The sequence below is a fragment of the Streptomyces sp. NBC_00045 genome (genome assembly GCF_045041095.1).
In the GTDB taxonomy this organism is placed as follows: Bacteria; Actinomycetota; Actinomycetes; order Streptomycetales; family Streptomycetaceae; genus Streptomyces.
Window position 1 is genome coordinate 6,153,399 of sequence record NZ_CP108271.1, and the last position, 23,861, is coordinate 6,177,259.

Annotated in this window: 21 protein-coding genes; 14 read left to right on the forward strand and 7 right to left on the reverse strand. The window is 72.8% G+C overall.

Annotation, left to right across the window (positions count from 1 at the left end; all coding sequences use genetic code 11):
* Positions 1-71: 71 nt before the first annotated feature.
* From meaB to OHA65_RS28755, 3 genes are read right to left on the reverse strand one after another with little or no spacing between them, the layout of a single operon-like run.
* Positions 72-1,055: a methylmalonyl Co-A mutase-associated GTPase MeaB gene (meaB, locus tag OHA65_RS28745; protein WP_327279082.1), complete on the reverse strand. Its 984-nt coding sequence runs from the start codon at positions 1,053-1,055 to the stop codon at positions 72-74.
* Positions 1,056-1,064: 9 nt separating this feature from the next.
* Positions 1,065-3,275, reverse strand: a complete 2,211-nt coding sequence (scpA, locus tag OHA65_RS28750) for a methylmalonyl-CoA mutase (RefSeq protein ID WP_327279083.1) — start codon at positions 3,273-3,275, stop codon at positions 1,065-1,067.
* On the reverse strand, positions 3,272-5,164 hold the full coding sequence (locus tag OHA65_RS28755) for a methylmalonyl-CoA mutase family protein (protein WP_405762680.1): 1,893 nt from the start codon (positions 5,162-5,164) through the stop codon (positions 3,272-3,274). Before OHA65_RS28755 ends, scpA begins: the two co-directional genes overlap by 4 nt.
* 922 nt (positions 5,165-6,086) lie before the next feature.
* Here OHA65_RS28755 and OHA65_RS28760 point away from each other — a divergent pair.
* Genes OHA65_RS28760 through OHA65_RS28785 form a run of 6 tightly spaced genes read left to right on the forward strand, consistent with a single transcriptional unit; the run spans position 6,087 to position 12,091 of the window.
* The gene (locus tag OHA65_RS28760) at positions 6,087-7,025 is read left to right on the forward strand and encodes a TauD/TfdA family dioxygenase (RefSeq protein ID WP_327279085.1); all 939 of its coding nucleotides are present in this window, start codon (positions 6,087-6,089) and stop codon (positions 7,023-7,025) included.
* 44 nt (positions 7,026-7,069) lie between these two features.
* Positions 7,070-7,663 carry an NADPH-dependent FMN reductase gene (gene ssuE, locus OHA65_RS28765; RefSeq protein ID WP_329314834.1) on the forward strand — a complete coding sequence of 198 codons (594 nt, stop codon included), beginning with the start codon at positions 7,070-7,072 and terminating at the stop codon, positions 7,661-7,663.
* 42 nt (positions 7,664-7,705) lie between these two features.
* Complete coding sequence (locus OHA65_RS28770; RefSeq protein WP_327279087.1) at positions 7,706-8,746, forward strand: ABC transporter substrate-binding protein; 1,041 nt, start codon at positions 7,706-7,708, stop codon at positions 8,744-8,746.
* A gap of 9 nt (positions 8,747-8,755) precedes the next feature.
* On the forward strand, positions 8,756-9,589 hold the full coding sequence (locus OHA65_RS28775; protein WP_327279088.1) for an ABC transporter ATP-binding protein: 834 nt from the start codon (positions 8,756-8,758) through the stop codon (positions 9,587-9,589).
* Positions 9,586-10,707, forward strand: a complete 1,122-nt coding sequence (locus OHA65_RS28780; RefSeq protein ID WP_405762682.1) for an ABC transporter permease — start codon at positions 9,586-9,588, stop codon at positions 10,705-10,707. The genes OHA65_RS28775 and OHA65_RS28780 overlap by 4 nt, the downstream gene beginning before the upstream one ends.
* A 52-nt stretch (positions 10,708-10,759) precedes the next feature.
* Positions 10,760-12,091, forward strand: a complete 1,332-nt coding sequence (locus OHA65_RS28785; protein ID WP_327279089.1) for an LLM class flavin-dependent oxidoreductase — start codon at positions 10,760-10,762, stop codon at positions 12,089-12,091.
* 51 nt (positions 12,092-12,142) lie between these two features.
* Here the strand turns inward: OHA65_RS28785 and OHA65_RS28790 are convergent, their stop codons facing one another.
* Together OHA65_RS28790 and OHA65_RS28795 are read right to left on the reverse strand one after the other, a co-directional pair.
* Positions 12,143-13,063 carry an NADP-dependent oxidoreductase gene (locus tag OHA65_RS28790; RefSeq protein WP_327279090.1) on the reverse strand — a complete coding sequence of 307 codons (921 nt, stop codon included), beginning with the start codon at positions 13,061-13,063 and terminating at the stop codon, positions 12,143-12,145.
* Positions 13,064-13,115: 52 nt separating this feature from the next.
* Positions 13,116-13,829 (reverse strand): DUF2470 domain-containing protein, encoded by a 714-nt coding sequence (locus tag OHA65_RS28795; protein ID WP_327279091.1) that lies wholly within the window; start codon positions 13,827-13,829, stop codon positions 13,116-13,118.
* 160 nt (positions 13,830-13,989) lie between these two features.
* Here OHA65_RS28795 and OHA65_RS28800 point away from each other — a divergent pair, with 160 nt between their 5' ends.
* The 4 genes from OHA65_RS28800 (at position 13,990) to OHA65_RS28815 (ending at position 16,688) form a co-directional block, all read left to right on the forward strand.
* Entirely contained in the window at positions 13,990-14,385 is a 396-nt protein-coding gene (locus OHA65_RS28800; RefSeq protein ID WP_327279092.1) for a cell division protein SepF, read from the forward strand.
* Between the two features lie 67 nt (positions 14,386-14,452).
* Positions 14,453-15,706, forward strand: a complete 1,254-nt coding sequence (locus tag OHA65_RS28805) for an ATP-binding protein (RefSeq protein WP_327279093.1) — start codon at positions 14,453-14,455, stop codon at positions 15,704-15,706.
* Positions 15,690-16,079, forward strand: coding sequence for a nucleotide pyrophosphohydrolase (locus OHA65_RS28810; RefSeq protein ID WP_327279094.1), 390 nt, complete (start codon positions 15,690-15,692; stop codon positions 16,077-16,079). Before OHA65_RS28805 ends, OHA65_RS28810 begins: the two co-directional genes overlap by 17 nt.
* 123 nt (positions 16,080-16,202) lie before the next feature.
* On the forward strand, positions 16,203-16,688 hold the full coding sequence (locus OHA65_RS28815; RefSeq protein ID WP_327279095.1) for a DUF6099 family protein: 486 nt from the start codon (positions 16,203-16,205) through the stop codon (positions 16,686-16,688).
* A 96-nt stretch (positions 16,689-16,784) separates the two neighbouring features.
* Here OHA65_RS28815 and OHA65_RS28820 read toward each other — a convergent pair whose 3' ends face one another.
* Positions 16,785-17,021, reverse strand: coding sequence for a hypothetical protein (locus OHA65_RS28820; RefSeq protein ID WP_327286033.1), 237 nt, complete (start codon positions 17,019-17,021; stop codon positions 16,785-16,787).
* Between the two features lie 202 nt (positions 17,022-17,223).
* Between OHA65_RS28820 and OHA65_RS28825 the strand changes: the two genes are divergently transcribed.
* Together OHA65_RS28825 and mmuM are read left to right on the forward strand one after the other, a co-directional pair.
* The gene (locus OHA65_RS28825; RefSeq protein ID WP_327279096.1) at positions 17,224-18,147 is read left to right on the forward strand and encodes an LLM class F420-dependent oxidoreductase; all 924 of its coding nucleotides are present in this window, start codon (positions 17,224-17,226) and stop codon (positions 18,145-18,147) included.
* A 16-nt stretch (positions 18,148-18,163) separates the two neighbouring features.
* Positions 18,164-19,063: a homocysteine S-methyltransferase gene (mmuM, locus tag OHA65_RS28830; protein ID WP_329314838.1), complete on the forward strand. Its 900-nt coding sequence runs from the start codon at positions 18,164-18,166 to the stop codon at positions 19,061-19,063.
* A 23-nt stretch (positions 19,064-19,086) separates the two neighbouring features.
* On the opposite strand, the gene OHA65_RS28835 is transcribed toward mmuM, so the two are convergent.
* The gene (locus OHA65_RS28835; RefSeq protein ID WP_327279098.1) at positions 19,087-19,509 is read right to left on the reverse strand and encodes a hypothetical protein; all 423 of its coding nucleotides are present in this window, start codon (positions 19,507-19,509) and stop codon (positions 19,087-19,089) included.
* Positions 19,510-19,723: 214 nt separating this feature from the next.
* On the opposite strand from OHA65_RS28835, the gene OHA65_RS28840 reads away from it, so the two are divergent.
* The gene (locus OHA65_RS28840) at positions 19,724-21,229 is read left to right on the forward strand and encodes a 3' terminal RNA ribose 2'-O-methyltransferase Hen1 (protein WP_405762685.1); all 1,506 of its coding nucleotides are present in this window, start codon (positions 19,724-19,726) and stop codon (positions 21,227-21,229) included.
* The gene (locus tag OHA65_RS28845; RefSeq protein WP_327279100.1) at positions 21,226-23,799 is read left to right on the forward strand and encodes a polynucleotide kinase-phosphatase; all 2,574 of its coding nucleotides are present in this window, start codon (positions 21,226-21,228) and stop codon (positions 23,797-23,799) included. The genes OHA65_RS28840 and OHA65_RS28845 overlap by 4 nt, the downstream gene beginning before the upstream one ends.
* Positions 23,800-23,861: the final 62 nt, after the last annotated feature.

The following is a 23,861-nucleotide window of genomic DNA, read 5'->3' on the forward strand; positions in this document are numbered from 1 at the left end:
GCTGCCCCGCACGCCGGGGCGGGTACGCGTACGGCCGCACCCCCACCGGGGGTGCGGCCGTACGCGCGAGGTCAGTTGGCGAACGCCGACAGGATGCGGTCCGCCGCGGACGTGGGGGTGACGGCGCCCGCGCGGACCGCCGCCTCCAAGGACGGGGCCAGGTCGCGGACCGACGGGTCGGCACGGAGGCGCTCCAGGAGCTCCTCGCGGACCATCGACCAGGTCCACTCCACCTGCTGCTCGGCACGCTTCGAGGCCAGCCGGCCGCCCGCGTCCAGCAGCGTGCGGTGCTGTTCGAGGCGGTTCCACACCTCGTCCAGGCCCGCCGACTCCCGCGCACTGCACGTGAGTACGGGCGGGGTCCACGCCGCGTCGGCGGGGTGCATCAGCCGCAGCGCCCCCGACAGCTCCCGCGCCGCCGCCTTCGCGTCGCGCTCGTGCGGGCCGTCCGCCTTGTTCACCGCGAGGACGTCCGCCAGCTCCAGGACGCCCTTCTTGATTCCCTGCAGCTGATCCCCCGTACGGGCCAGCGAGAGCAGCAGGAACGAGTCGACCATGCCGGCCACCGTCGTCTCCGACTGGCCCACGCCGACCGTCTCGACGAGGACCACGTCGTAGCCCGCCGCCTCCATGACGATCATCGACTCCCGGGTGGCCTTGGCGACCCCGCCCAGCGTCCCCGCCGAGGGGGACGGGCGGACGAACGCAGAAGGGTCGACCGCCAGGCGTTCCATCCGCGTCTTGTCACCGAGGATCGAGCCGCCCGTACGCGTCGAGGACGGGTCCACGGCCAGGACCGCGACCCGGTGGCCCAGCCCCGTCAACATCGTGCCGAACGCGTCGATGAACGTGGACTTCCCCACGCCCGGCACCCCGCTGATCCCGATCCGCCGGGCCCGCCCCGCGTGTGGCAGCAGCTCCGTCAACAACCCCTGCGCGAGCGCCCGGTGAGCGGGCAGGGTGGACTCGACGAGGGTGATCGCACGCGCGATGAACGCGCGCTTCCCGTCGAGGACCCCCTTCGCGTAGGCCTCGATGTCGATCTTCGGAGGCATCGGCCGCGCCTACAGCTCGTGGCCCAGGTCCGCGGCCAGCCGCGTCACCAGGTCGTGGGCCGCGTCCGGGATCACCGTGCCGGGCGGGAACACCGCCGCAGCGCCCATCTCCAGCAGCGTCGGCACGTCGGCCGGCGGGATCACCCCGCCCACCACGATCATGATGTCCTCGCGCCCCTCCTCCGCCAACTGCTCGCGCAGCGCCGGTACGAGGGTCAGGTGGCCGGCCGCCAGCGACGACACGCCCACCACGTGGACGTCCGCCTCGACGGCCTGGCGGGCCACCTCCGCCGGGGTCTGGAACAGCGGGCCGACGTCCACGTCGAAGCCCAGGTCGGCGAACGCGGTCGCGATCACCTTCTGGCCGCGGTCATGGCCGTCCTGGCCCATCTTGGCGACCAGGACACGCGGACGGCGGCCCTCCGCCTCCTCGAACCGGTCGACCAGCGCACGGGTGCGCTCCACGTTCGGGGACTCCCCTGCTTCGGTGCGGTACACACCCGAGATCGTACGGATCTGGCTCGCGTGCCGCCCGTACACCTTCTCCAGTGCGTCCGAGATCTCACCCACGGTCGCCTTGGCCCGCGCCGCGTCCACCGCCAGCGCGAGGAGGTTGCCCTCCAGGCCCTGGCCCGCGCCGCGCTCCGCCGCGTGCGTCAGCGCCCGCAGCGCGTCCTGCGTGAGCGCCTCGTCGCGCTCCTCGCGCAACCGCCGCAGCTTCTCGATCTGCTGGGTGCGCACCGAGGAGTTGTCGACCTTGAGCACGTCGATCTGCTCGTCGTTCTCCACCCGGTACTTGTTCACGCCGATCACCGGCTGGCGCCCCGAGTCGATGCGCGCCTGCGTACGGGCGGCGGCCTCCTCCACGCGCAGCTTCGGGATGCCGGCGTCGATGGCCTGCGCCATGCCGCCGGCCGCCTCGACCTCCTGGATGTGCTGCCAGGCCCGGCGCGCCAGGTCGTACGTCAGCTTCTCGACGTACGCGCTGCCGCCCCACGGGTCGATCGACCGGCAGGTCCCCGACTCCTGCTGGAGCAGCAGCTGGGTGTTGCGGGCGATGCGCGCCGAGAAGTCCGTCGGCAGCGCGAGCGCCTCGTCGAGGGCGTTGGTGTGCAGGGACTGGGTGTGCCCCTGCGTCGCCGCCATCGCCTCGATGCACGTGCGCGTCACGTTGTTGAAGACGTCCTGCGCGGTCAGCGACCAGCCGGAGGTCTGCGAATGGGTGCGCAGCGACAGCGACTTGGCGTTCTGCGGATCGAACTGCTTGACGAGCCGCGCCCACAGCAGCCGGGCGGCGCGCAGCTTCGCCACCTCCATGAAGAAGTTCATGCCGATGGCCCAGAAGAACGACAGGCGCGGCGCGAACGCGTCCACGTTCAGGCCGACGTCCTGGCCGGCACGCAGGTACTCCACGCCGTCGGCGAGGGTGTACGCGAGCTCCAGGTCGGCCGTGGCCCCGGCCTCCTGGATGTGGTAGCCGGAGATCGAGATGGAGTTGTACCGCGGCATCTTCTGCGAGGTGAACGAGAAGATGTCCGAGATGATCCGCATCGAGGGCTTCGGCGGGTAGATGTAGGTGTTGCGGACCATGAACTCTTTGAGGATGTCGTTCTGGATGGTCCCGGCGAGCTTGTCGGGGGAGACGCCCTGCTCCTCCGCCGCCACGATGTAGAGGGCGAGGACCGGCAGCACCGCGCCGTTCATCGTCATCGACACCGTCATCTTGTCCAGCGGGATGCCGTCGAAGAGCTGGCGCATGTCGTAGATCGAGTCGATCGCCACGCCCGCCATGCCGACGTCGCCCGTGACGCGCGGGTGGTCGCTGTCGTACCCGCGGTGCGTGGGCAGGTCGAAGGCGATCGACAGGCCCTTCTGGCCGGCCGCGAGGTTGCGCCGGTAGAAGGCGTTCGACTCCTCGGCCGTGGAGAATCCCGCGTACTGGCGGATCGTCCAGGGCTGGTTGACGTACATCGTCGGGTACGGGCCGCGCAGGTACGGGGCCACGCCCGGGTAGGTCCGCAGGAAGTCGAGGCCCTCCAGGTCGCGGCCCGTGTACAGCGGCTTCACGCCGATGCCCTCGGGGGTCTCCCACAGCAGGTCGCCGGCGGCGGTCCCGGTGGACTCCTTCACCGCCGCCCGCCACTGGTCCTCGGACCCGGCCGCGGTGGCACCGCCGCCGAGGGCGAGGGCGGAGAAATCGGGGATTGCGGTGCCGCTCACGAGGACACTCCCATCCGGTCGAGAACGGAGGACAGCACGGCGACCGCATCGCAGCCGGCGAAGACGTACTCGTCCACGGCGCCCGCCGCCGTGCCGGGCTTGCCCGCGAGGAACACCGTCGTCGCACCGGCCGCGCGCAGGGCCGCGGCCACCGCCTCGGCCTGCTCTTCGTACAGCGCGTCGCTGGAGCACAGCACGGCCATGCCGTCCGCGCCGCTCGCGGCGTAGGCCTCGGCGGCCGTCGCCGGATCCACCGACACCGGGTCGTGGACCGGCTCGACGCCGCCCGCCTGGAACAGGTTCGCGGTGAACGTGGCGCGCGCGGTGTGCGCCGCCGCCGGGCCGAGCGCGGCGAGGAAGATCCGCGGACGGCTCCCGGTCGAGGCCAGGTGCGCGTCGCTGCGGGCGCGCAGCGCCTCGTACGCCTCGTCGCGCCGTACGCGGGGCAGCCCGCCGGAGGGGCCCGCCGGGGCGGGCTCGCGGTCGAGGGGCTTCTCGGACAGCAGCGGGAACTCGCTGACGCCCGTGATGGGTTCGCGGCGCTTGGCGAGCTGCTTGGAGCGCTCGGCCCAGGTCGCCGCGAGGCGCTCGGCGACCAGCCCCGAGCGCAGGGCAGCGGCGAGACCGCCGGCCTTCTCGATCGTCTGGAAGAACTCCCAGGATGCGTGCGCGAGTTCGTCGGTGAGCCGCTCGACGTAGTACGAGCCGCCGGCCGGGTCGATCACGCGGGCCAGGTGCGATTCCTCCAGCAGGATGGTGGAGGTGTTGCGGGCGATCCGGCGCGCGAAGGCGTCCGGCAGACCCAACTCGTGGTCGAACGGGAGCACGGTGACCGAGTCGGCCCCGCCGACGCCCGCCGCCATGGAGGCGATGGTGGTGCGCAGCATGTTCACCCACGGGTCGCGGCGGGTCATCATCACCGGCGAGGTGACGGCGTGCTGGCGCTGGGAGCCCGCGTCCGGGGCCCCGCAGGCCTCCGCGATCCGGGCCCACAGGCGGCGCGCGGCACGGAACTTCGCGATGGTGAGGAACTGGTCGGCGGTCGCGGCGTAGCGGAACTCCAGCTGGCCGAGGGCGGCTTCGACGCCGAGGCCGCCGTCACCGTCACCGTCGCCGTTGCCGTCCGCTTCGGTGAGTGCGCGGAGGTAGGCGACACCCGTGGCCAGCGACAGTCCGAGCTCTTCGGCGGCCGAACCGCCCGCCTCGTGGTAGGGCAGCGCGTCGACGACGAGGGCGCGGACACCGGGCCAGTGCGCGGCCGCCTCCCGGGCGAGCCCGACGGCGTCGGCCAGGTCCAGGACTTCACCCGTACGGGCCTCGTGCCCCAGCGGGTCGGCGCCGAGGCTCGCACGCGCGGCATCCGGGGCCACCTGGCGCTCGGCGTACAGGCGCAGCAGGGCGTGGGCGGCGTCGGCGTACGCGGCGCCGGCGTCCAGGGACACCGGCGCCAGGTCGAGGTAGACGCCGTCGAGTGCGCGGGGGAGCGCGTCGAGCGGGAGCCCGCCGGGGCCGCCCAGGGACAGCCAGAGGGAGGTGACCCCGTTCTCAAGGTCCGTCAGTACGGCTTCGTTCACCCGCTCGGGGTCACTGCCGAGGTGTCGCTGACGCACGTCCCAGCCGGCGGTGGCACCGCCGGCGGGGCTGCCCCCTCGTACGAACGGAGCGAACCCGGGAAACCCGGTTTCGTCGGGCGTTTCGGGCGCGGTGTACAGCGGGCGGGTGGTGAGCCCGTCCTGGAGCTTCGTGGACAACGCGTCTTCTGCGGCTTCGCCGGATACGTCCTTGCCGGACTTGCGTAGAACGCCCTCTACCAGGCGCTGCCACTGCTCATGCGTCGCGTCAGGGAACTCGGCGGCCAAGGAGAGCCCGTCATCAGGCAGGACCGTCATGGCTCGAATGCTAGGGGGGTCACCTTGTGAACGACTATAACCACCGGATGTGATCTCCCCCTCTCATGTGAGACGGGAGCCCTCACGAAAGAGCGCAAAGAGCGCATGGCGCGCCTGAGCGCGGGCCCCGGTTCCGGAGGGTGCCCCGCCAGCCCTTCCGCGTCGCGCACGTGTACCGGTCGGGCTGCCACCCCTGTCCACCCCCTGACCCGGTGGCGGGAGGCGATGGACGGCCGTGTCTGCGGGTGCGCGTCGGCGGACGCGTGGCGGTCGCGTTGCAGGGGTATGAAATCCAGCCACGGCTTTCGGCCGTTCGGGGGCATCGGGCAGCACCTGTCGGGGCGGGCGAAGTAGCAGGTCAGGCTAGTTGCGGCGGGCTGGACCGGGGCTCCGGGCGGGGCCTCTTCCGGCGTGCCGGGCGGGGCTTGACCCGTGCCGGGGCCGCTGACAGGCTCCGAGCCATGTCCGCGTTCGAGCTCCTCGCCCCGCGGCTCCACACCCCCGGCTCCTGTACCGCGCCGGGTTCGTGTCCGGGCCGCTGTCCGGCCCCGCGCCGCGCCTGAGCGCCGCCGCCCCGGGCAGGACCCGATGACCCTTCGGCTTGCCGCCGAACGGGTCTCGGGTCACCCGGCCCGCGACTGACCGGCTCCCAGCCGCCCCTCCGCCCTCTCGCCGACCGGCCACCGGCCCGGCCGGCCATGCCCCATCGGCCTCCGGCGTGGACCGGCCCGGCCCACCGGGCCTTCGGCCCGTCCCCTCCGCACGGCCGTCTCCGGCCCGTCCGGTCCCCGGCGCGTTCGCTGCGGCCCGCTCGGTCCGGGCTCACGGTCCACGGCCGAGCGGCCCGGGCCGACCCACCGCTTCCGACCCGCCCCCCTGCCGGCCGTTCATCCGCTGTTCCAGCCAATCCGAGGGAGTTTCCATGACCACCGCAACTCGTACCCAGCAGACCACCGTCATCCGGATCGGTGGGCGGATCGGCGCCGAGATCGGGGGTGTGCAGCTCGGGGGTGAGGTTTCCGAGGAGGTCGTCGGGGAGGTCCGGGCCGCACTCCTCGCCCACAAGGTCGTCTTCTTCCGCGGCCAGGACCACCTCGACGAGGCCGGACACGAAGCCTTCGCCCGCCTGCTCGGAACCCCCGTCGCCCACCCCACCGTGCCTTCCGCCGACGGCCGCTACGCCCTCGGCATCGACTCCCACCACGGCGCCCGCGCCAACCAGTGGCACACCGACGTCACCTTCGTCCCCGCCTACCCCGCCTTCTCCATCCTCCGCGCCGTCACCGTCCCCCCGTACGGCGGCAACACCCTCTGGGCCAACACCGTCACCGCCTACGCCCACCTCCCCGCCCCGCTGCGCGCCCTCGCCGACAGCCTGCGCGCCCTGCACTCCAACGCGTACGACTACGCCGGCCTGAGGCCCGACGCCCTCCCCGAGGCCCTGGCCCAGTACCGCGAGGTGTTCACCTCCACCGAGTTCCTCACCGAGCACCCCGTCGTCCGCGTCCACCCCGAGACCGGCGAACGCGCCCTGCTCCTCGGCAACTTCGTCCAGCGGATCAAGGGCCTCACCGGCCGGGACTCCCGCACCCTCCTCGACCTCTTCCAGGCGCACATCGAGAGCCCCGAGAACACCGTGCGCTGGCAGTGGCGGGCCGGTGACGTCGCGATCTGGGACAACCGGGCCACCCAGCACTACGGCGTCGACGACTCCGACGAGCACGAGCGGACCCTGCGCCGCGTGACGGTGGACGGCGACGTGCCCGTCGGCCCGGACGGGGCCCCGTCCCGCCTGATCAGCCCGGAGACGGTCCCCGACCCGTCCTTCGGCATCCCGTCCGGCGCCTCGGCCACCGCCTGACCCGGACCTTCCCGACCGACCCGTACGACGTCCAAGGAGTCCTCGTGCCCACCCTGCTCGCCCTCTCCGGCAGCCCCTCCCCGCACTCCCGTACCGCCGTCGTCGCCGACCATGTGCTGCGCCGCCTCGCCCACGCCGGCTTCGACACCGCCCACCTCGCCGTGCGGGAGCTCCCCGCCGCCGATCTCCTCTCCGCGCGCCGCGGCGAGCCGGAGCTCCGTCGGGCCCTCGAAGCCGTCGCCGAGGCCGACGGGATCATCGTCGCGACCCCGGTCTACAAGGCCTCGTACACCGGGCTGCTCAAGGCCTTCCTCGATCTGCTCCCGCAGGACGGCCTGGCCGGGAAAACGGTTCTGCCGATCGCCACCGGCGGCAGCCTCGCCCACGTCCTGACCCTCGACTACGCCCTGCGCCCGGTGCTCGCCGCCCTCGGAGCGCGGCACGTCACGGCCGGGCGGTTCGTCCTGGACTCCTCCGTGGAGCGCGGGGCCGGCCCCGACCGGCTGAGGCCCGAGGCGGAGCTGGACCTCTTCCAGGCCGTCGACGAGTTCGCCGCCGCCCTGAACGCGACGGCCCCGGCCATCTCAGCCACCTCGGCGTCCGCTCCCTCCTCCGCGCTCGCCGCCACGGCCCCCTAACCACGTCCCCACCCCACCACCGCATCCCGGACAAGGAACCCCATGCCCGCAGCATTCGCCCCCACCCCCACCTCCCGACGCCAGTTCCTCACCCTGCTCGGCATCTCGGCGGCCGCGGTGAGCTGCGGCACGGCCACCGCCAGCGGTGGCTCCGGCGGTCCCGGCAAGCAGGTCACGACCCTCAAGTACCAGGGTGCGGTCGGCACGGTCACGCTTCCCGAACTGGCCGCCGACCTCGGATACCTCGGGAACCTCACCCTCGACTGGGTCGGCAACACCATCAGCGGCCCGCAGGACATCCAGTCCGCGGCCACCGGCCAGACCCACTTCGGCGGAGCCTTCAACGGCGCGATCGTCAAACTGGCCGCGAGCAAGGCTCAGATCCAGGCCGTCGTCTCCTACTACGGCTCCGACAAGGACACCTACCTCGGTTACTACGTCCTGGACGACAGCCCGATCCGCTCCGCCCGCGACCTGATCGGCAAGAAGGTAGGCATGAACACCCTGGGAGCCCACGCCCAGGCCCTGCTCGACATCTACCTGGAGCGGGGCGGCCTCTCCAAGGCGGACGCGGGCAAGGTCGAATCCCTCGTGGTCCCGCCGGTCAACACGGAGCAGGCCCTGCGGCAGAAGCAGATCGAGGTCGGCGTGCTCAGCGGCGTACTGCGCGACAAGGCCCTGGCGACCGGCGGGATACGCCCGCTGTTCAAGGACTTCGAGCTGCTGGGTTCGTTCAGCGCCGGCTCGTACGTGATGACCCGGCGCTTCATCAAGGAGAACCCCGACACCGTACGGACCTTCACCACCGGCGTGGCCAAGGCCATCGAGTGGTCCCGCACCACCCCGCGCGAGGAGGTCGTCGCCCGGATGACGGAGGTCATCAAGAAGCGCGGCCGCAACGAGGACACCTCGACCCTCCAGTACTGGCGCTCGTACGGGGTCGCCGAGCCCGGCGGCCGGATCGCCGACAAGGAGTTCCAGCTCTGGCTCGACTGGCTCGGCGGACGCGGCGAGATCAAGAAGGGGCAGCTGAAACCCGGCGACCTCTACACCAACGAGTTCAACGGATACGGAAAGGGCTGAGCGGCTGCCATGGCGAAGATCGTGTTCGACTCCGTGACGAAGACCTTCCCGACGAAGGACAGGAACGAGGAGTTCACCGCACTCGACGGCATCGACCTGGAGATCGAAGCGGGCGAGTTCCTGGTCGTCGTCGGCCCCAGCGGCTGCGGCAAGTCCACTCTCCTGGACCTGCTCGGCGGCCTCACCCGACCCACGTCCGGCCGGATCCTGCTCGACGGCGAACCGGTCACCGGCCCCGGCCTGGACCGCGGCATCGTCTTCCAGCAGTACGCGCTGCTGCCGTGGCGGTCCGCGCTCGGCAACGTCGAGTTCGGGCTGGAGGCGACGGGCGTACCCCGGCGCGAACGAGCCGACCGGGCACGGGAGTTCCTGGACCTCGTGGGCCTCTCCGGCTTCGAGGACCGCCACCCGCACGAACTGTCCGGCGGCATGCGGCAGCGGGTCGCGATCGCCCGCTCGCTGGCGTACGACCCGGACGTCCTGCTGATGGACGAGCCGTTCGCCGCCCTCGACGCCCAGACCCGGGAGTCGCTCCAGGACGAGCTGCGCCGGATCTGGCAGCGGACCGGCAAGACCGTCGTGTTCATCACGCACGGCATCGAGGAGGCCGTGTACCTCGGGCAGCGGGTGGCCGTGATCACCTCCCGCCCGGGCCGGGTCAAGGAGGTCGTCCCGGTCTCCCTGGGCGCCCGGAGCGCGGGCGTCGGAGCCGGCGCCGGCGTCCAGGGCGAGGACCTGCGCTCCAGCCCTGAGTTCGCCCGCCACCGCCATGAGATCTGGACGCTCCTCCACGACGAGGTGGCGCGTGCCCAGCAGTTGGAGAAGGAGGAGACCCCGGTATGACCACCGACACCACCACGGTCCGGGCGGACGCCGCCGACGCCCAGGCCGACGCCGCGACCGCCCGGGCCGACGCCGCGACCGCCCGGGCCGACGCCGCGCCTGCGCAGGCCGACGCCGCGACCGCCCGGGCCGCCACCGCCCGGGCCGATGCCCGGGCCGACGCCGCCACCGCCCGGGCCGACGGGGCCCGCGCGTCGGCCACGGCCACCGCCCCCGCCACCGCGGAGCCCGCACCCGGTGCCGTCGGCGACGGTCCCGCCCGGGCGGCGGGCTCCGCCGGGTCCGTACGGGGACCTGCCGCGGCCCCGGGGGCGGAGCCGGGGTCCGCCGGCGTCCGCCCGGCCAGGGGCGCGGCCTTCGGGCGGTGGCTGCGGGCCGGGGTGCTGCGGTCCGCCGCGCTCCTCGCCCTCCTCGCCCTCTGGGAGACCGCGCCCCGGCTCGGCCTCGTCGACGCCACGTTCCTCCCGCCGGTCAGCGAGGTCGCCCAGGCCTGGTGGGGGCTGCTGCTGGACGGCCAACTCGGCGAGCACGCCCGCGCCAGCCTCGTCCGCTCCTTCGGCGGCTTCGGCATCGCCGTCGTCGTCGCCGTCCCGCTCGGCCTGCTCATCGGCTGGTACCGCCCCGTCGCGGCGCTGCTCGGCCCGCTGCTGGAGGTGTTCCGCAACACGGCGGCCCTCGCGCTGCTACCGGTGTTCGTGCTGCTGCTCGGCATCGGGGAGACCTCGAAGGTCTCCATCGTCGTCTACGCCTGCGTCTGGCCGATCCTGCTGAACACGATCAGCGCCGTCGGCAACGCCGATCCGACCCTGGTCAAACTCGCCCGGTCCATGAACCTGTCCACGCCGAGGCTCTTCCAGAAGGTGATCCTGCCCTCGTCCGTGCCGGCCATCTTCACCGGCATCCGGCTGGCCGGCGCCGTCTCGATCCTGGTCCTGGTCGCCGCCGAGATGATCGGCGCCAAGGCGGGCCTCGGCTATCTGATCAATGCCTCGCAGTTCAACTTCGCGATCCCGCAGATGTACGCGGGCATCGTCACCATCTCCGCCATCGGCGTGGCCTTCAACCAGCTGTTGGTCACGATCGAACGCCGCCTCAGCGTGTGGCGCGTCCCCGCCTGACGTCCCGCCGCCCTTCTTCTCCGCGATTCCCTCCGAGCCGAGGAACACCACCATGACCGCATCCCGGACCCTCCACCTCAACGCCTTCCTCATGAACGCGGGCCACCACGACGCCGCCTGGCGCCATCCAGGAAGCAGCCCCGAGCGGGTCACCGATCTGCGGTACTTCCAGGAGCTGGCCCGCACCGCCGAGCGGGGGCGGCTCGACTCCGTCTTCTTCGCCGACGGGCTCGCCCTCTGGGGCAAGGCCCGCTACAACGCCCTCGGCGGGTTCGAGCCGCTCACCCTGCTCTCCGCCATCGCCGCCGTGACCGAGCACATCGGGCTCATCGCCACCGTCTCCACCACCTTCAACGAGCCGTTCCACCTCGCCCGAAAGTTCGCCTCCCTCGACCACATCAGCAACGGGCGCGCCGGCTGGAACATCGTCACCTCCGGCACCGTCGACGAGGCCCGCAACTTCGGCCAGGACGAGCACCTGGAGCACGGCCTGCGGTACGACCGCGCCCGCGAGTTCCTCGACGTCGCCACCAAGCTCTGGGACAGCTGGGAGGACGACGCGATCGTCCTCGACAAGGAGCGCGGCATCTACGCCGACACCGACAAGCTCCACCCCGCCGCCCACCGCGGCGAGTACTTCGGCGTGGCCGGCCCGCTCAACGTGCCCCGCTCCCCGCAGGGCCACCCGCTCCTCGTGCAGGCCGGCTCCTCCGAGGACGGCAAGGAGTTCGCCGCCCAGTACGCTGAGGCCGTCTTCACCGCCCAGCAGACCCTCGCCGACGGGCAGACCTTCTACAAGGACCTCAAGTCGCGCCTCGCGAAGTACGGCCGGTCCGAGTCCGACCTGCTGGTCCTGCCCGGCATCGCCCCCGTCATCGGCTCCACCGAGGCCGAGGCGAAGGCCCTGGAGCAGGAGCTCACCGACCTCCAGGTGCCGGAGTACGGGCTCGCCCAGCTCTCCGGCATGCTCGGGGTCGACCTCACCGGCTTCCCGCTCGACGGCCCGCTGCCGGAGCTCCCCGAGGAGCGGGACATCAACGGCAACAAGAGCCGCTTCACGCTCGTGGCCGAACTGGCCCGCCGCGACGGCCTCACCCTGCGCGAGCTGATCGCCCGCCTCGGCGCCGGCCGCGGACACCGCGTCTTCGCCGGTACGCCCGAGCAGATAGCGGACCAGCTGGAGGAGTGGTTCACGCAGGGCGCCGCCGACGGATTCAACATCATGGCGCCCGTGCTGCCCACCGGTCTGACCGCCTTCGTCGATCACGTCGTGCCGATCCTCCAGCGGCGCGGCCTGTTCCGCACCGAGTACACCGGTACGACGCTGCGCGAGAACTACGGCCTCCCGCGCCCGGCGAACCGGTACGCGGAGGCTGCCTCGTAACTGCACGGCCGGGCCGCCGGAGTCCCGCACTCCGGCGGCTCCCGCGCGTTCTCAGACCGTCAGGACGATCTTGCCGCGCGTGCGGCCCGCCGCGCTGAGCTCCCAGGCCTTCGCGGCCTCGGCGAGCGGCAGCGCGTGCTCCACGTTGACCGTGAGCCGGCCCGCGTCGGCGAGTTCGGCGAGGAACGTCAGGTCGGCGGTGTCCGGGCGCACCCACAGCTGGTGCGCACCCTTGGCGGCGGCCTGGTGGTCGGCGATGGAGACCACCCGGCCGCGCTCCTTGACGAGCGACTGGAGGACGTCGACGGCGCCGTCCCCGAAGAAGTCCAGGCCCGCGTCGACGCCCTCGGGGGCCAGCTCGCGGATCCGGTCCGCCATCCCCTCCCCGTACAGGACGGGCTCGGCGCCGAGCGAGCGCAGGTAGTCGTGGTTGTGCGCGCCGGCCGTGCCGATGACGCGCAGGCCGAGCGCGACGGCGATCTGCACGCCGAAGGAGCCGGTGCCGCCCGCCGCGGAGTGGATGACGACGCTCTCGCCGGCCTTGACGCCCACGCGGGTCAGGGACTGGTACGCGGTGAGGCCGGCCAGCGGGAGGCCGGCGGCCTGCTCGAAGCTCAGCTCGCGCGGCTTGCGGGCCAGCGTCCGGACGGGGGCGCTGACCAGTTCGGCGTAGGTGCCGAGCTCGACCCACTCCTTGCGGACGTACCCGTAGACCTCGTCGCCGACGGCGTGGTCGAAGGTGTCGGGGCCGACGGCCTCGACGACTCCGGCGACGTCCCAGCCGGGTATGACGGGGTAGCGGACTTCGAAGAGCGGGTCGGCGTATCCGGCGGCGATCTTCCAGTCGACCGGGTTGACGCCGGCGGCCTTGACCCGGACCAGCACCTCGCCGGGCCCGACCTTGGGCTGCGGTACGTCAACGAGCGTGAGGTTCGCGGGAGTTCCGTATGCGTTGTACGTGATTGCCTTCATGATCGTCCCCAACGGGGCCGCACCCGCGCCTATTCCGTACGGGGCGCCCTTCTCACGCGGGCAGGCTGTTGCGGTGCGAGCGCCGCCGGGCCGCACTGAACAGGGCCTGGATCTGCACCCCGGACTGTTCGACGTCGTCGAGCGGGGAGGGGAAGGGCAGCCGTGCGTCGCGGTGGCCGCGCAGCTGTTCCAGGCGCAGGGTGATCCCGTACCGGTCCATGGCGAGCGGCAGGACGCGGACGACGGGCGCGGCGGGCAGCGGCCGGACCAGGCGCAGGAGCAGGGTGACGAGTTCGGCGTGGTCATCGACGAGGTGCGTGAGCATGCCGGACTCGTACGGGGCGAGCGGGTCGGGGCGGGCCGCGTCGAGTTCTTCGAGGCCGACGTACGAGCGGCCCTCCGCGGTCTCCAGGACGGCCCGGCCGAATTCCATGCACGTGGAGTCGGCGCCTTCGTCCGTGTAGGGCGTGAGCAGGCGGCCCGTGATCGTGACGCGGGCACGCACCCGGTCCCGTACGGGGGTGGGGGCGACGTCGGTGAACTCCAGCCGGATCGAGGGCCGGTGCCCGCGGTCGCCGCCCGGCTCGGCGGGGTGCAGGTGCAGGCGGCCCATCGGGTCGCTCCCGTCGAGGTGGCGGACCTCGCTGCTCAGTCCGTCGGTGACCACGGTCATGGAGTGGGCGGCGGCCAGGACGGACCGGACCCGCTCGGCGTCGGTGGGCCGGCCGGTGGCCGGGGTGGCGGGGGCAGCACCGGACATGCACATGCGGATCTCCATCGTCCTGGGCGAGTGACTTAGGTATGCCTAACCTAACTCATTCGCTTCTGTAGGTGTACCCCGTGTCGCTCGTGTCGTTGTTGGGCTGAACGGGTGAAACGCGAGAGGATGGGGGGATGCACATGAAGCGCACGGCCGAGGCGGCCCGGTGAGCAGGTACGACGTCACGGACGAACAGTGGGAGGGGCTCGCGCAGGTGGTCCCCCTGCGCAGTCGCAACGAGTGGCCCTCCCGGGTGGACCACCGCACGATCCCCACCGCGCCGGGAGCAGCCGCGGCGGAACAGCGGCGCTTCGTCGTGATCCGGGTCCAGGTCTTCGCCGACGCCCGGGAGGTGGCCGAGTACCTGATCGCACAGATCCCGGTGCTGCTCGACCTCACCGGCGCGGACACCGAAGTGGCCAAGCGGATCCTCGACTTCAGCAGCGGCGTGGTCTTCGGGCTGGGCAGCGGGATGCACCGGGTCGACCGCAACGTCTTCCTGCTGGCGCCCGTCGGGACCGAGGTCGAGGGGATCGCGGCCGCTGCCGTCCCCCGATCGTAGGAAGGTCGCCTCGACGGAACGGTTCGCCGGGCCCACCGGGGGTCCGGCGGCCCGTACCGTCCGGCGCATGGACGCCACCCTGAACCCGCCGGGGGCCACGCCCCCCGCCCCCCTCGACTTAGCCGCCCCCGCCGACCCGGCCGCCCCCGCCCCACCGCCCGCAGCGCCGTCCGCCGGGAACGGGGTGCAGTACCGGCCCGTCGTGAGCGAGTTGCGGCTTTCCGCCTTCGGGGTGCATCGCGGCGCCGTCTTCGGCATCGGACCCGTGACCCTCTTCGCCGGGCCCAGCGGCAGCGGCAAGTCCCAGGTCCTGGCCGCCTACGAGGCGCTGGCCGCGCTCGGGGCCGGAACCACCCTGGAGGAGGCCTTCCCCGATCCGCGGGGCCGGATCCCCGACCGGGCGCTGCCCGACGGGCAGGGGCGGCGCGGATTCCGCATCGGCTGCACCGTCGACGGCCCCGCGGGGCCCGTCCGCCTCGACCTCGCGGTACAGGCCGAGCCCACGCTCCGCATCGTCGGCGAACGGCTCTCGGCGGACGGTCAGATCCTGCTCGCCACCGCCCTGCGCGACCCCGGCCGGCAGTCCGTACAGGCCTCCTGGCTGACCGGCGGCGCCGTCGGCGTCACCCGGGCCCCCCTCCCCGATGACCGGCTCGGCACCGCGCTGCTCCCGCTGCGCGTGGCCGGCGCCACGGCCGGGCAGCGGCAGGTCCTGGCGGCCGCCGAGCAGGTGGTGGTGGCGCTGCGCTCGGTGTTTCCCTGCGACCCGCGCCCCGACCGGATGCGCGCACCCGTCCCGCCGGGCGAGGGCCGGCTGCTGGGCGACTGCGCCAACCTGGCCGACGTCCTGCGCCGGACCCGTCACGAGTGCGGCACCCGCCACGCGCTGCTGGCCGCGGCGGCGCGGACCGGCTGCGCGGGCCCGGTGCAGGGGCTGGACGTACGGGCTCCCGCACAGGGCCCGGTGACGGCGCTGCTGGACCGCGGCTCCGCCGCACCCGCCACCGAACTGGGCCGGCTCGGCTCGGGGGAGCTCCGCTTCCTCGCGCTGGCGCTGGTCCTGCTGACCGGCCCCGGGGTGCTGGCCATGGACCCGGCCGCCGAACTGCTCTCCGCCCGGCAGGCGCTGACCGTCCTCGCCGACGGCTTCGACCGCGGCCTGGACGGCCGGCAGAGCGCCGAACTGCTGCGGCTGGCCCTGCTGTCCTGCGGTCGGGGCCACGTCCGCCTGGCGGCGGCGGTGGGCCGGGAGACGGCTGCAGCCGCCCGTGTGACCCCGGGGGTCACGGTGGTAGACCTGACGCATGAGCGATGCGCATGACACCGAGACCTCCCCGGCGAGCCGTGAGCGGCTGTACCGGCTTCAGCGGCGGCTGGCCGAGTTCGCCGCCGCGCGCGGGTGGGAGCCCTACCACACGCCCAAGAACCTGGCCGTGGCGCTGAGCGTGGAAGCGGCCGAACTGGTCGAAATCTTCCAGTGGCTGACGCCGGAACAGTCGGCGAAGGTCATGGAGAAGCCGGAAACCGCACACCGCGTGGCCGATGAGGTCGCCGACGTACTGGCGTATCTGCTGCAATTCTGTGAGGTTCTCGGGGTGGATGTGCTGGATGCGCTCGCCGCGAAGATCGAGAGGAACGAGCTCCGCTTCCCGGTGACCGGGGCTCCGACGTCCCAATGTCACTCTTCGGAGTGATGGCGTCGTCCGCAACCATGTTTGTGTCCATAGATTTCCGAATACCCCTGGCTTTACTGGCCCATTGCCCTCACTCTGGGTAGTGGTGAGGATGGTGGATGTCGTGCGGACGGGGGACGGCATATGGATGCGGTACGGCTCATCGCGGCCGGCCGGCACGCGCTGGCACAGAGCGGGGCGGCGATGGACATCGTGGGCGAGGCCTGGCAGGCACAGGCGCTCGCGCAGGGGATGGGGAGCTGGTTGGCGGTCACCGGGCCGCCGGAGCTGAGATCGGAGGCACGGGGACTGGGTGAAGCGGGGGGCAGGGGCTGTGGGGTGCTCGACAGAGCGGCCCTGCGAGGAGAGGGTAGAGCGCCCGACTATCCGCCGAGAGCCGCGCAGCTGACCGGGGTGGCGGATGTCCGCCAGGCTCTGCTCGGACTGCAGGCGCTGCTCGGTGAAGTGGGCATAGCCCTGGTCGGGGTGGCCTGTGCGACCGATGACGAAGGCCTGTACTGGCAGTGCATGGAGTCCATCGACGCGGTCGACGAATCGAGCGACCGGGTCCGGGCGGTCCTGCGCAGGCTGACCGTCCGCGAACGGGGGTCAGCCTCCGGCGTGGCCTGACGGCAGGCCGGAGGGACGGGACCGGGGTCCCGCCGCGCGCGACGGGACCCGCACGGTCATTGCGGTCAGTACGACCGGTACGACGGGCGCTCACTCTCAGGAGTAAGGCTGCCCGCGGTCGGCGGTGTGCCGGGGGCCGCGGTCCGTGGAGGACTGGAGGTCGGCATCGAGCTGCGACAAGTCGGCGTTCAGCGCCGCCATCAGCTCTTCCATCTGCTGGAGCAGGCCCTTCGGTGCACCGTCCTGGGCGGCCGCCGCGGGCTCCTGGCGTGCACGGTCGTCTGCTGCCTGTCCGGTCTGTCCGGTGTGCTCGGGCACGGACTCGTGAGACATGGCGGCCTCCTCGGCCCTGGCCCTTCCAAGGCGGAAGGGGGCGGTGGACGCACCGGCGAGGGGCCGGCCGGCGCGCGGGCCGGGCGGTCCGGCTCCGTCCGAGCCAACGATCTCCATCCTGGCTGGTCACTGGCCGGGCCGGGGCGGCCCGGCCGGTTGACGTAGCTTCACCCTGCCGGGGTGGGAGGGGCAGGATGGAGTCATGGACCTCCGAATTTTCACCGAGCCCCAGCAGGGCGCGAGCTACGACACCCTCCTGACCGTCGCCAAGGCCACCGAGGACCTGGGCTTCGACGCGTTCTTCCGGTCCGACCACTATCTGAAGATGGGGTCGGCGGACGGACTGCCCGGACCCACCGACGCCTGGATCACGCTCGCGGGCCTGGCCCGGGAGACGCGGCGGATCCGCCTCGGCACGCTGATGACGGCCGGCACCTTCCGGCTGCCCGGGGTGCTCGCCATCCAGGTGGCCCAGGTCGACCAGATGTCCGGCGGCCGGGTCGAACTCGGCCTGGGAGCAGGCTGGTTCGAAGACGAGCACAAGGCGTACGGCATCCCCTTCCCGGCGGAGCGGATGGCCCGGCTGGAAGAGCAGCTGGCCATCGTCACCGGTCTGTGGGCGACCGAGCCCGGCGCCACGTTCGACTATGCGGGCGCCCACTACCAGGTGGAGAAGTCCCCGGCCCTGCCCAAGCCGGCCCAGGCCAAGGTGCCCGTGCTCATCGGCGGCCACGGTGCGAAGCGGACCCCGCGCCTGGCCGCCCGGTACGCGGACGAGTTCAACATGCCGTTCGCGTCGATCACGGACAGCGAGCGACAGTTCGGCCGGGTGCGCCGGGCGGCCGAGGAGGCCGGGCGGGAGGCCGACGACCTCGTCTACTCCAACGCCCTCGTCGTGTGCGTCGGCAAGGACGACGCCGAGGTGGCCCGCCGCGCCGAGGCCATCGGCCGGGACGTGGAGGAGCTCAAGGCCAACGGCCTGGCCGGCTCCCCGGCCGAGGTCGTGGAGAAGATCGGCGCCTACGCGGCCGTCGGCAGCTCCCGCGTCTACCTCCAGCTGCTCGACCTCGACGACCTGGACCACCTGGAGCTGATCTCGGCCCAGGTGCTGTCCCAGCTCGGCTGAGGGAGGCGGACGAACGATGCCCCGCGCGTCCGGCCCGCTCGCCGAAGCCCTGGCCCGCAGGACCGTGCTCCTGGACGGCGGGCTGAGCAACCAGCTCGCCGACCAGGGCTGCGACCTGTCCGGAGACCTCTGGTCGGGGCGGGTGCTCGCCGAGCGGCCGGACGAGGTGGAGGCCGCCCACACGGCGTACGCGCGGGCCGGCGCCGAGGTGCTGATCACCGCGAGCTACCAGGTCGGGTACGAGGCCTTCGCCGCCCACGGCCACGACCGCGCCACGACCACCGCCCTGCTGCACCGCAGCGTCGCCCTGGCCGCCCGGGCGGCCGGAGCCGCCGACCACGAGGTCTGGGTCGCGGCCTCGGTCGGCCCGTACGGGGCGGTGCTCGCCGACGGCTCCGAATACCGCGGGCGGTACGGGCTGACCGTGCGCGAGCTCGCCGCCTTCCACCGCCCGCGCATCGAGGCCCTGCTCGCGGCGGACCCCGACGTCCTGGCCCTGGAGACCGTCCCGGACGCCGCCGAGGCCGAAGCCCTCATCGGCGTCCTCGCCGGGACCGGCGCCCGCGCCTGGCTGAGCTACACCGTCGCCGGCGCCCGCACCCGCGCCGGCCAGGACCTCCCCGAGGCCTTCGCCCTCGCCGCCGCAGCACCGGAGATCATCGCCCTCGGCGTCAACTGCTGCGACCCGGCGGAGGTCCTGCCCGCACTGGAGGCCGCCGCATCCGTCACCGGCAAGCCGCTCCTGGCCTACCCCAACGACGGCTCCGCCTGGGAAGCGGCCACCGCCACCTGGCACGCCCCGGCCGATCCCGCCCCGTGGCCCGTCGACGCCTGGCGCACCGCGGGCGCCCGCCTGGTGGGCGGCTGCTGCCGCATCGGCCCGTCCCGCATCGCCGAACTGGCCGCCGGGCGGTAACCGCGGGCCGATCCCGACGGCCGCTACGAGCCCCCGAGGTCCCAGCGTTCGCCGAGCACCCCGCCGCCCGAGGTGACGAGGGCGGCCATCTCGGCCTCCACCGCGGCGAGTTCGGCAGGCCGCTCCATCACGGCCAGCTGCTCGCGGTAGTGGACCAGCGAGCTGAGGAGCAGCTGGGTCCGGTCGGGCTCCAGTGCGACCATCCGGCGTGCGGCGGCCACGGACTCGGCGCGCAGGGCGAGCGCTATCCCCGGCCGGTGGCCGAACTCCTGGCGGCCGTACTGGAACAACGCGACCGCGAGCAGGGGCAGATAGGCCAACGGGCTCACCCGGACCAGAACGCGATAGGCGGCGACCCGCCGGGCGACCGGCAGCGTCCCCGATTCCAGGAGCGCCACTCGGGCGCGCAGCACAGCGTCGTGGTTGATGTTCTCCGTGGGATTCATGAGGGAGATTCTGAAAGCCGCACAGGGGGCCAAACAAGGGCAATCGGCTGTGCCCTTCGTCCTACGAAAACGGCCTCTGAGCTGTCATGATGGATACGTCATCACCCCTGCGCCCCCGCGGCGGCGCCCCGCCCGCTGCCGCAGCGCCCGCGAGTGGGCCCGGATGGACAAAATCCGTTGGTCCGACCGGTGATGCCAGCACATACTCGGGCGCATGTTCCTGACGATCTCCACCACCGGCACCGCCGCGGACCCGGCAACTGACCTGGGCTTTCTGCTGCACAAGCACCCGGGGAAGGCGCAGGCGTTCGCCACCTCCCACGGCAGCGCCCACGTGTTCTACCCCGAGGCCACGGCCGAGCGCTGCACGGCGGCGCTGCTGTTGGAGGTGGACCCCGTCGCACTCGTGCGGCGCGGTCAGGGCAAGGGGCGCGGCGGAGCGCCGGACGCCGCACTCGCCCAGTACGTCAACGACCGCCCGTACGCGGCCTCCTCGCTGCTCGCCGTCGCGCTCGGCAAGGTCTTCCGCAGTGCGCTGGCGGGCCAGTGCGCGGCCCGCCCGGAGTTGGCGGAGCGGGCCCGCCCGGTGAGGATCGAGATACCGGTGCTGCCCGCACGCGGCGGCGCGGAGCTCGTGCACCGGCTGTTCGATCCGCTCGGCTGGGACCTCGTACGGGCGGAACCGCTGCCGCTCGACGAGGAGTTCCCCGCGTGGGGCGATTCCCGTTACGTACGGCTCGTCCTGGAGGGCGGGCTGCGGCTCGCTGACGCCCTGCGCCAGCTCTACGTCATGCTGCCGGTGCTCGACGACTCCAAGCACTACTGGGTCGCCCCGGACGAGGTGGACAAGCTGCTGCGTGCCGGAGACGGCTGGCTGGCGGCCCACCCCGACAACGCGCTGATCACCTCCCGCTACCTCGCGCGGCACAAGCGGCTCACCCAGGACGCCCTCGACCGCCTGGAGCTGGTCCGCCTGGCCGAGGCCGAGGGCAGCGAGGTGGAGGAGATCGACAACGCGGTCGACGAGAACAGCGACACCGAGGAGCGGCCCGTACCCCTCGCGGTACAGCGCCGCGAGGCGATCCTCACCGCGCTGCGCGCCGCCGGCGCGGCCCGGGTCCTCGACCTCGGCTGCGGACAGGGCCAGCTGGTGCAGGCCCTCCTCAAGGACGCGGCCTTCACCGAGATCGTCGGTGTCGACGTGTCCGTGCGGGCCCTCGCCACGGCCGCCAAGCGGCTGCGGCTGGAGCGGATGGGGGAGCGGCAGAGCAGCCGCGTACAGCTGCTCCAGGGCTCGCTCGCGTACACCGACAAGCGGCTGGCGGGCTACGACGCGGCCGTGCTCAGCGAGGTCATCGAGCACGTGGACCTGCCGCGGCTGCCCGCCCTGGAGTACGCCGTGTTCGGCGCGGCCCGCCCCCGCACGGTCCTCGTCACCACCCCCAACGTCGAATACAACGTCCGCTGGGAGACCCTGCCCGCCGGGCACGTCCGGCACGGCGACCACCGCTTCGAGTGGACCCGCGCGGAGTTCCGCGCCTGGGCCGCGACGGTCGCCGAACGGCACGGGTACGCGGTGGAGTTCACACCCGTCGGCGATGACGACCCGCAGGTCGGCCCGCCGACCCAGATGGCCGTCTTCACGCAGGCCGCCACCCGTGCCACCGACACCACCCGCAGCGACACCACCGAGTCCCCGAAGGAGGGCGAGGCAGCATGACCACCACCGACAGCAAGCGCGTACTTCCCGTCACCGACCTGTCCCTCGTCGTCCTGATCGGGGCCACCGGATCCGGGAAGTCCACCTTCGCCCGCAGGCACTTCAAGCCCACCGAGGTCCTTTCCTCCGACTACTGCCGGGGCCTGGTCGCCGACGACGAGAACGACCAGAGCGCCAGCAAGGCCGCCTTCGAGGTCCTCCACCACATCGCCGGCAAGCGGCTGGAAGCCGGCCGCCTCACCGTCGTCGACGCGACCAGCGTGCAGGCCGAGGCCCGCCGGCAGCTCGTCCAGCTCGCCCGCCAGTACGACGTCCTGCCCATCGCCATCGTCCTCGACATGCCCGAGGAGGTCTGCGCCGAACGCAACGCAGCCCGCCCCGACCGGGCCGGACTGCCCCGCGCCGTCATCCAGCGGCACCGCCGTGACCTGCGCCGCTCGCTGCGCGGACTGGAGCGCGAGGGCTTCCGCAAGGTGCACGTGCTGCGGTCGGTCGAGGAGGCCGACAACGCGGAGGTCGTGCTGGAGAAGCGGTTCAACGACCTCACCCACCTCAGTGGCCCCTTCGACATCATCGGCGACGTCCACGGCTGCTCCTCCGAGCTGGAGACCCTGCTCGGCAAGCTCGGGTACGAGGACGGCGTGCACCCCGAGGGCCGCACCGCGGTCTTCGTCGGCGACCTCGTCGACCGCGGCCCGGACAGCCCCGGCGTACTGCGTCGGGTGATGGGCATGGTCGGCTCCGGCAACGCCCTGTGCGTGCCCGGGAACCACGAGAACAAGCTCGGCCGCTACCTCAAGGGCTCCAAGGTCCAGCGGACCCACGGGCTCGCCGAGACGATCGAGCAGCTGGAGCGGGAGCCGGAGGAGTTCGTCCGGGAGGTGCAGGAGTTCATCCGCGGCCTCGTCAGCCACTACGTGCTAGACGGCGGCAAGCTGGTGGTCTGCCACGCCGGCCTGCCGGAGAAGTACCACGGGCGCACCTCCGGCCGGGTCCGCTCGCACGCCCTGTACGGGGAGACCACCGGCGAGACCGACGAGTTCGGCCTGCCCGTGCGCTACCCGTGGGCCGAGGAGTACCGGGGCAAGGCGGCGGTGGTCTACGGCCACACCCCGGTCCCGAACACGGCCTGGATCAACAACACCATCTGCCTGGACACCGGCGCGGTCTTCGGCGGGAAGATGACCGCCCTGCGTTGGCCCGAGCGCGAACTGGTCGACGTACCCGCCGAGAAGGTCTGGTACGAGCCGGTCAAGCCACTCGCCGGCGAGACGCCGGGCGGTCACGACGGGCGGCCGCTCGACCTGGGCGACGTCCAGGGGCGCCGGATCGTCGAGACCCGGCACCTGGGCAACGTCACCGTGCGCGAGGAGAACGCGGCGGCGGCCCTGGAGGTCATGAGCCGCTTCGCGGTGGACCCGCGGCTCGTCCCCTACCTCCCGCCGACCATGGCGCCCACGGCCACCGCGGCCGTGGACGCCCGCGGCGGAGCCGCTGACGAAGGCTTCCTGGAGCACCCGGCCGAGGCCTTCGCCCAGTACCGCAAGGACGGCGTCGCCCAGGTCGTCTGCGAGGAGAAGCACATGGGCTCCCGCGCCACCGTCCTGGTCTGCAAGGACGCCGACGCGGCCCGGGTGCGCTTCGGCGTCGACGGCCCGACCGGCTCCGTCTACACCCGCACCGGCCGGCCCTTCTTCCACGACCCCGAGGTCACCGAGGAGGTCCTCGCCCGGCTCCGCGGCGCCATCACCGACGCGGGCCTGTGGGACGAGCTGGCCACCGACTGGCTGCTGCTGGACGGGGAGCTGCTCCCCTGGTCGCTGAAGTCCACCGGCCTGCTGCGCAACCAGTACGCCGCCGTCGGCGCGGCCTCCCGCGCCGTCTTCCCCGACGCCCTCGCCGCCCTGGCCACGGCCGCCGAACGCGGCATCGACACCGGCGCCCTGCTCGCCCACCAGCGGGACCGGGCCGCCGATGCCAAACGCTTCACCGACGCCTACCGGCGCTACTGCTGGACCACCGACGGGCTGGACGGCGTACGGTTCGCGCCCTTCCAGCTCCTGGCTGCGGCCGGGCGCTCGCTGGCCGCCGTACCGCACGACGAGCAGCTGTTCTGGCTGGACCGGCTCGTCGCCGCGGACGAGGCGGCCGGCACCGGCCTGCTGCGCCGCACCGGCCGGATCCTGGTGGACACCGCCGACGAGGACTCCGTGCGGGCCGGTACCGACTGGTGGCTGGAGTTGACGGCCGCCGGGGGCGAGGGCATGGTCGTCAAACCGCTCCAGGCGTATGCCCGGGACGGCAAGGGCCGCCTGGTCCAGCCCGGTGTCAAGGTGCGCGGCCGCGAGTACCTGCGGATCATCTACGGCCCGGAGTACACGCGTCCGGAGCAGCTGGAGAAGCTGCGCCAGCGGTTCCTGGGGCACAAGCGCTCGCTGGCCCTGCGCGAGTACGCGCTCGGACTGGAGGCCCTGGACCGGCTGGCGGCCGAGGAGCCGCTGTGGCGGGTGCACGAGGCGGTCTTCGCGGTGCTCGCCCTCGAATCGGAGCCGGTCGACCCCAGGTTGTGAGGCGGAGCCCGGCGCGCGGCGCCGCAAAGTCGTAAAGGGGAAGCCCCTGTACGGCCCCGAAT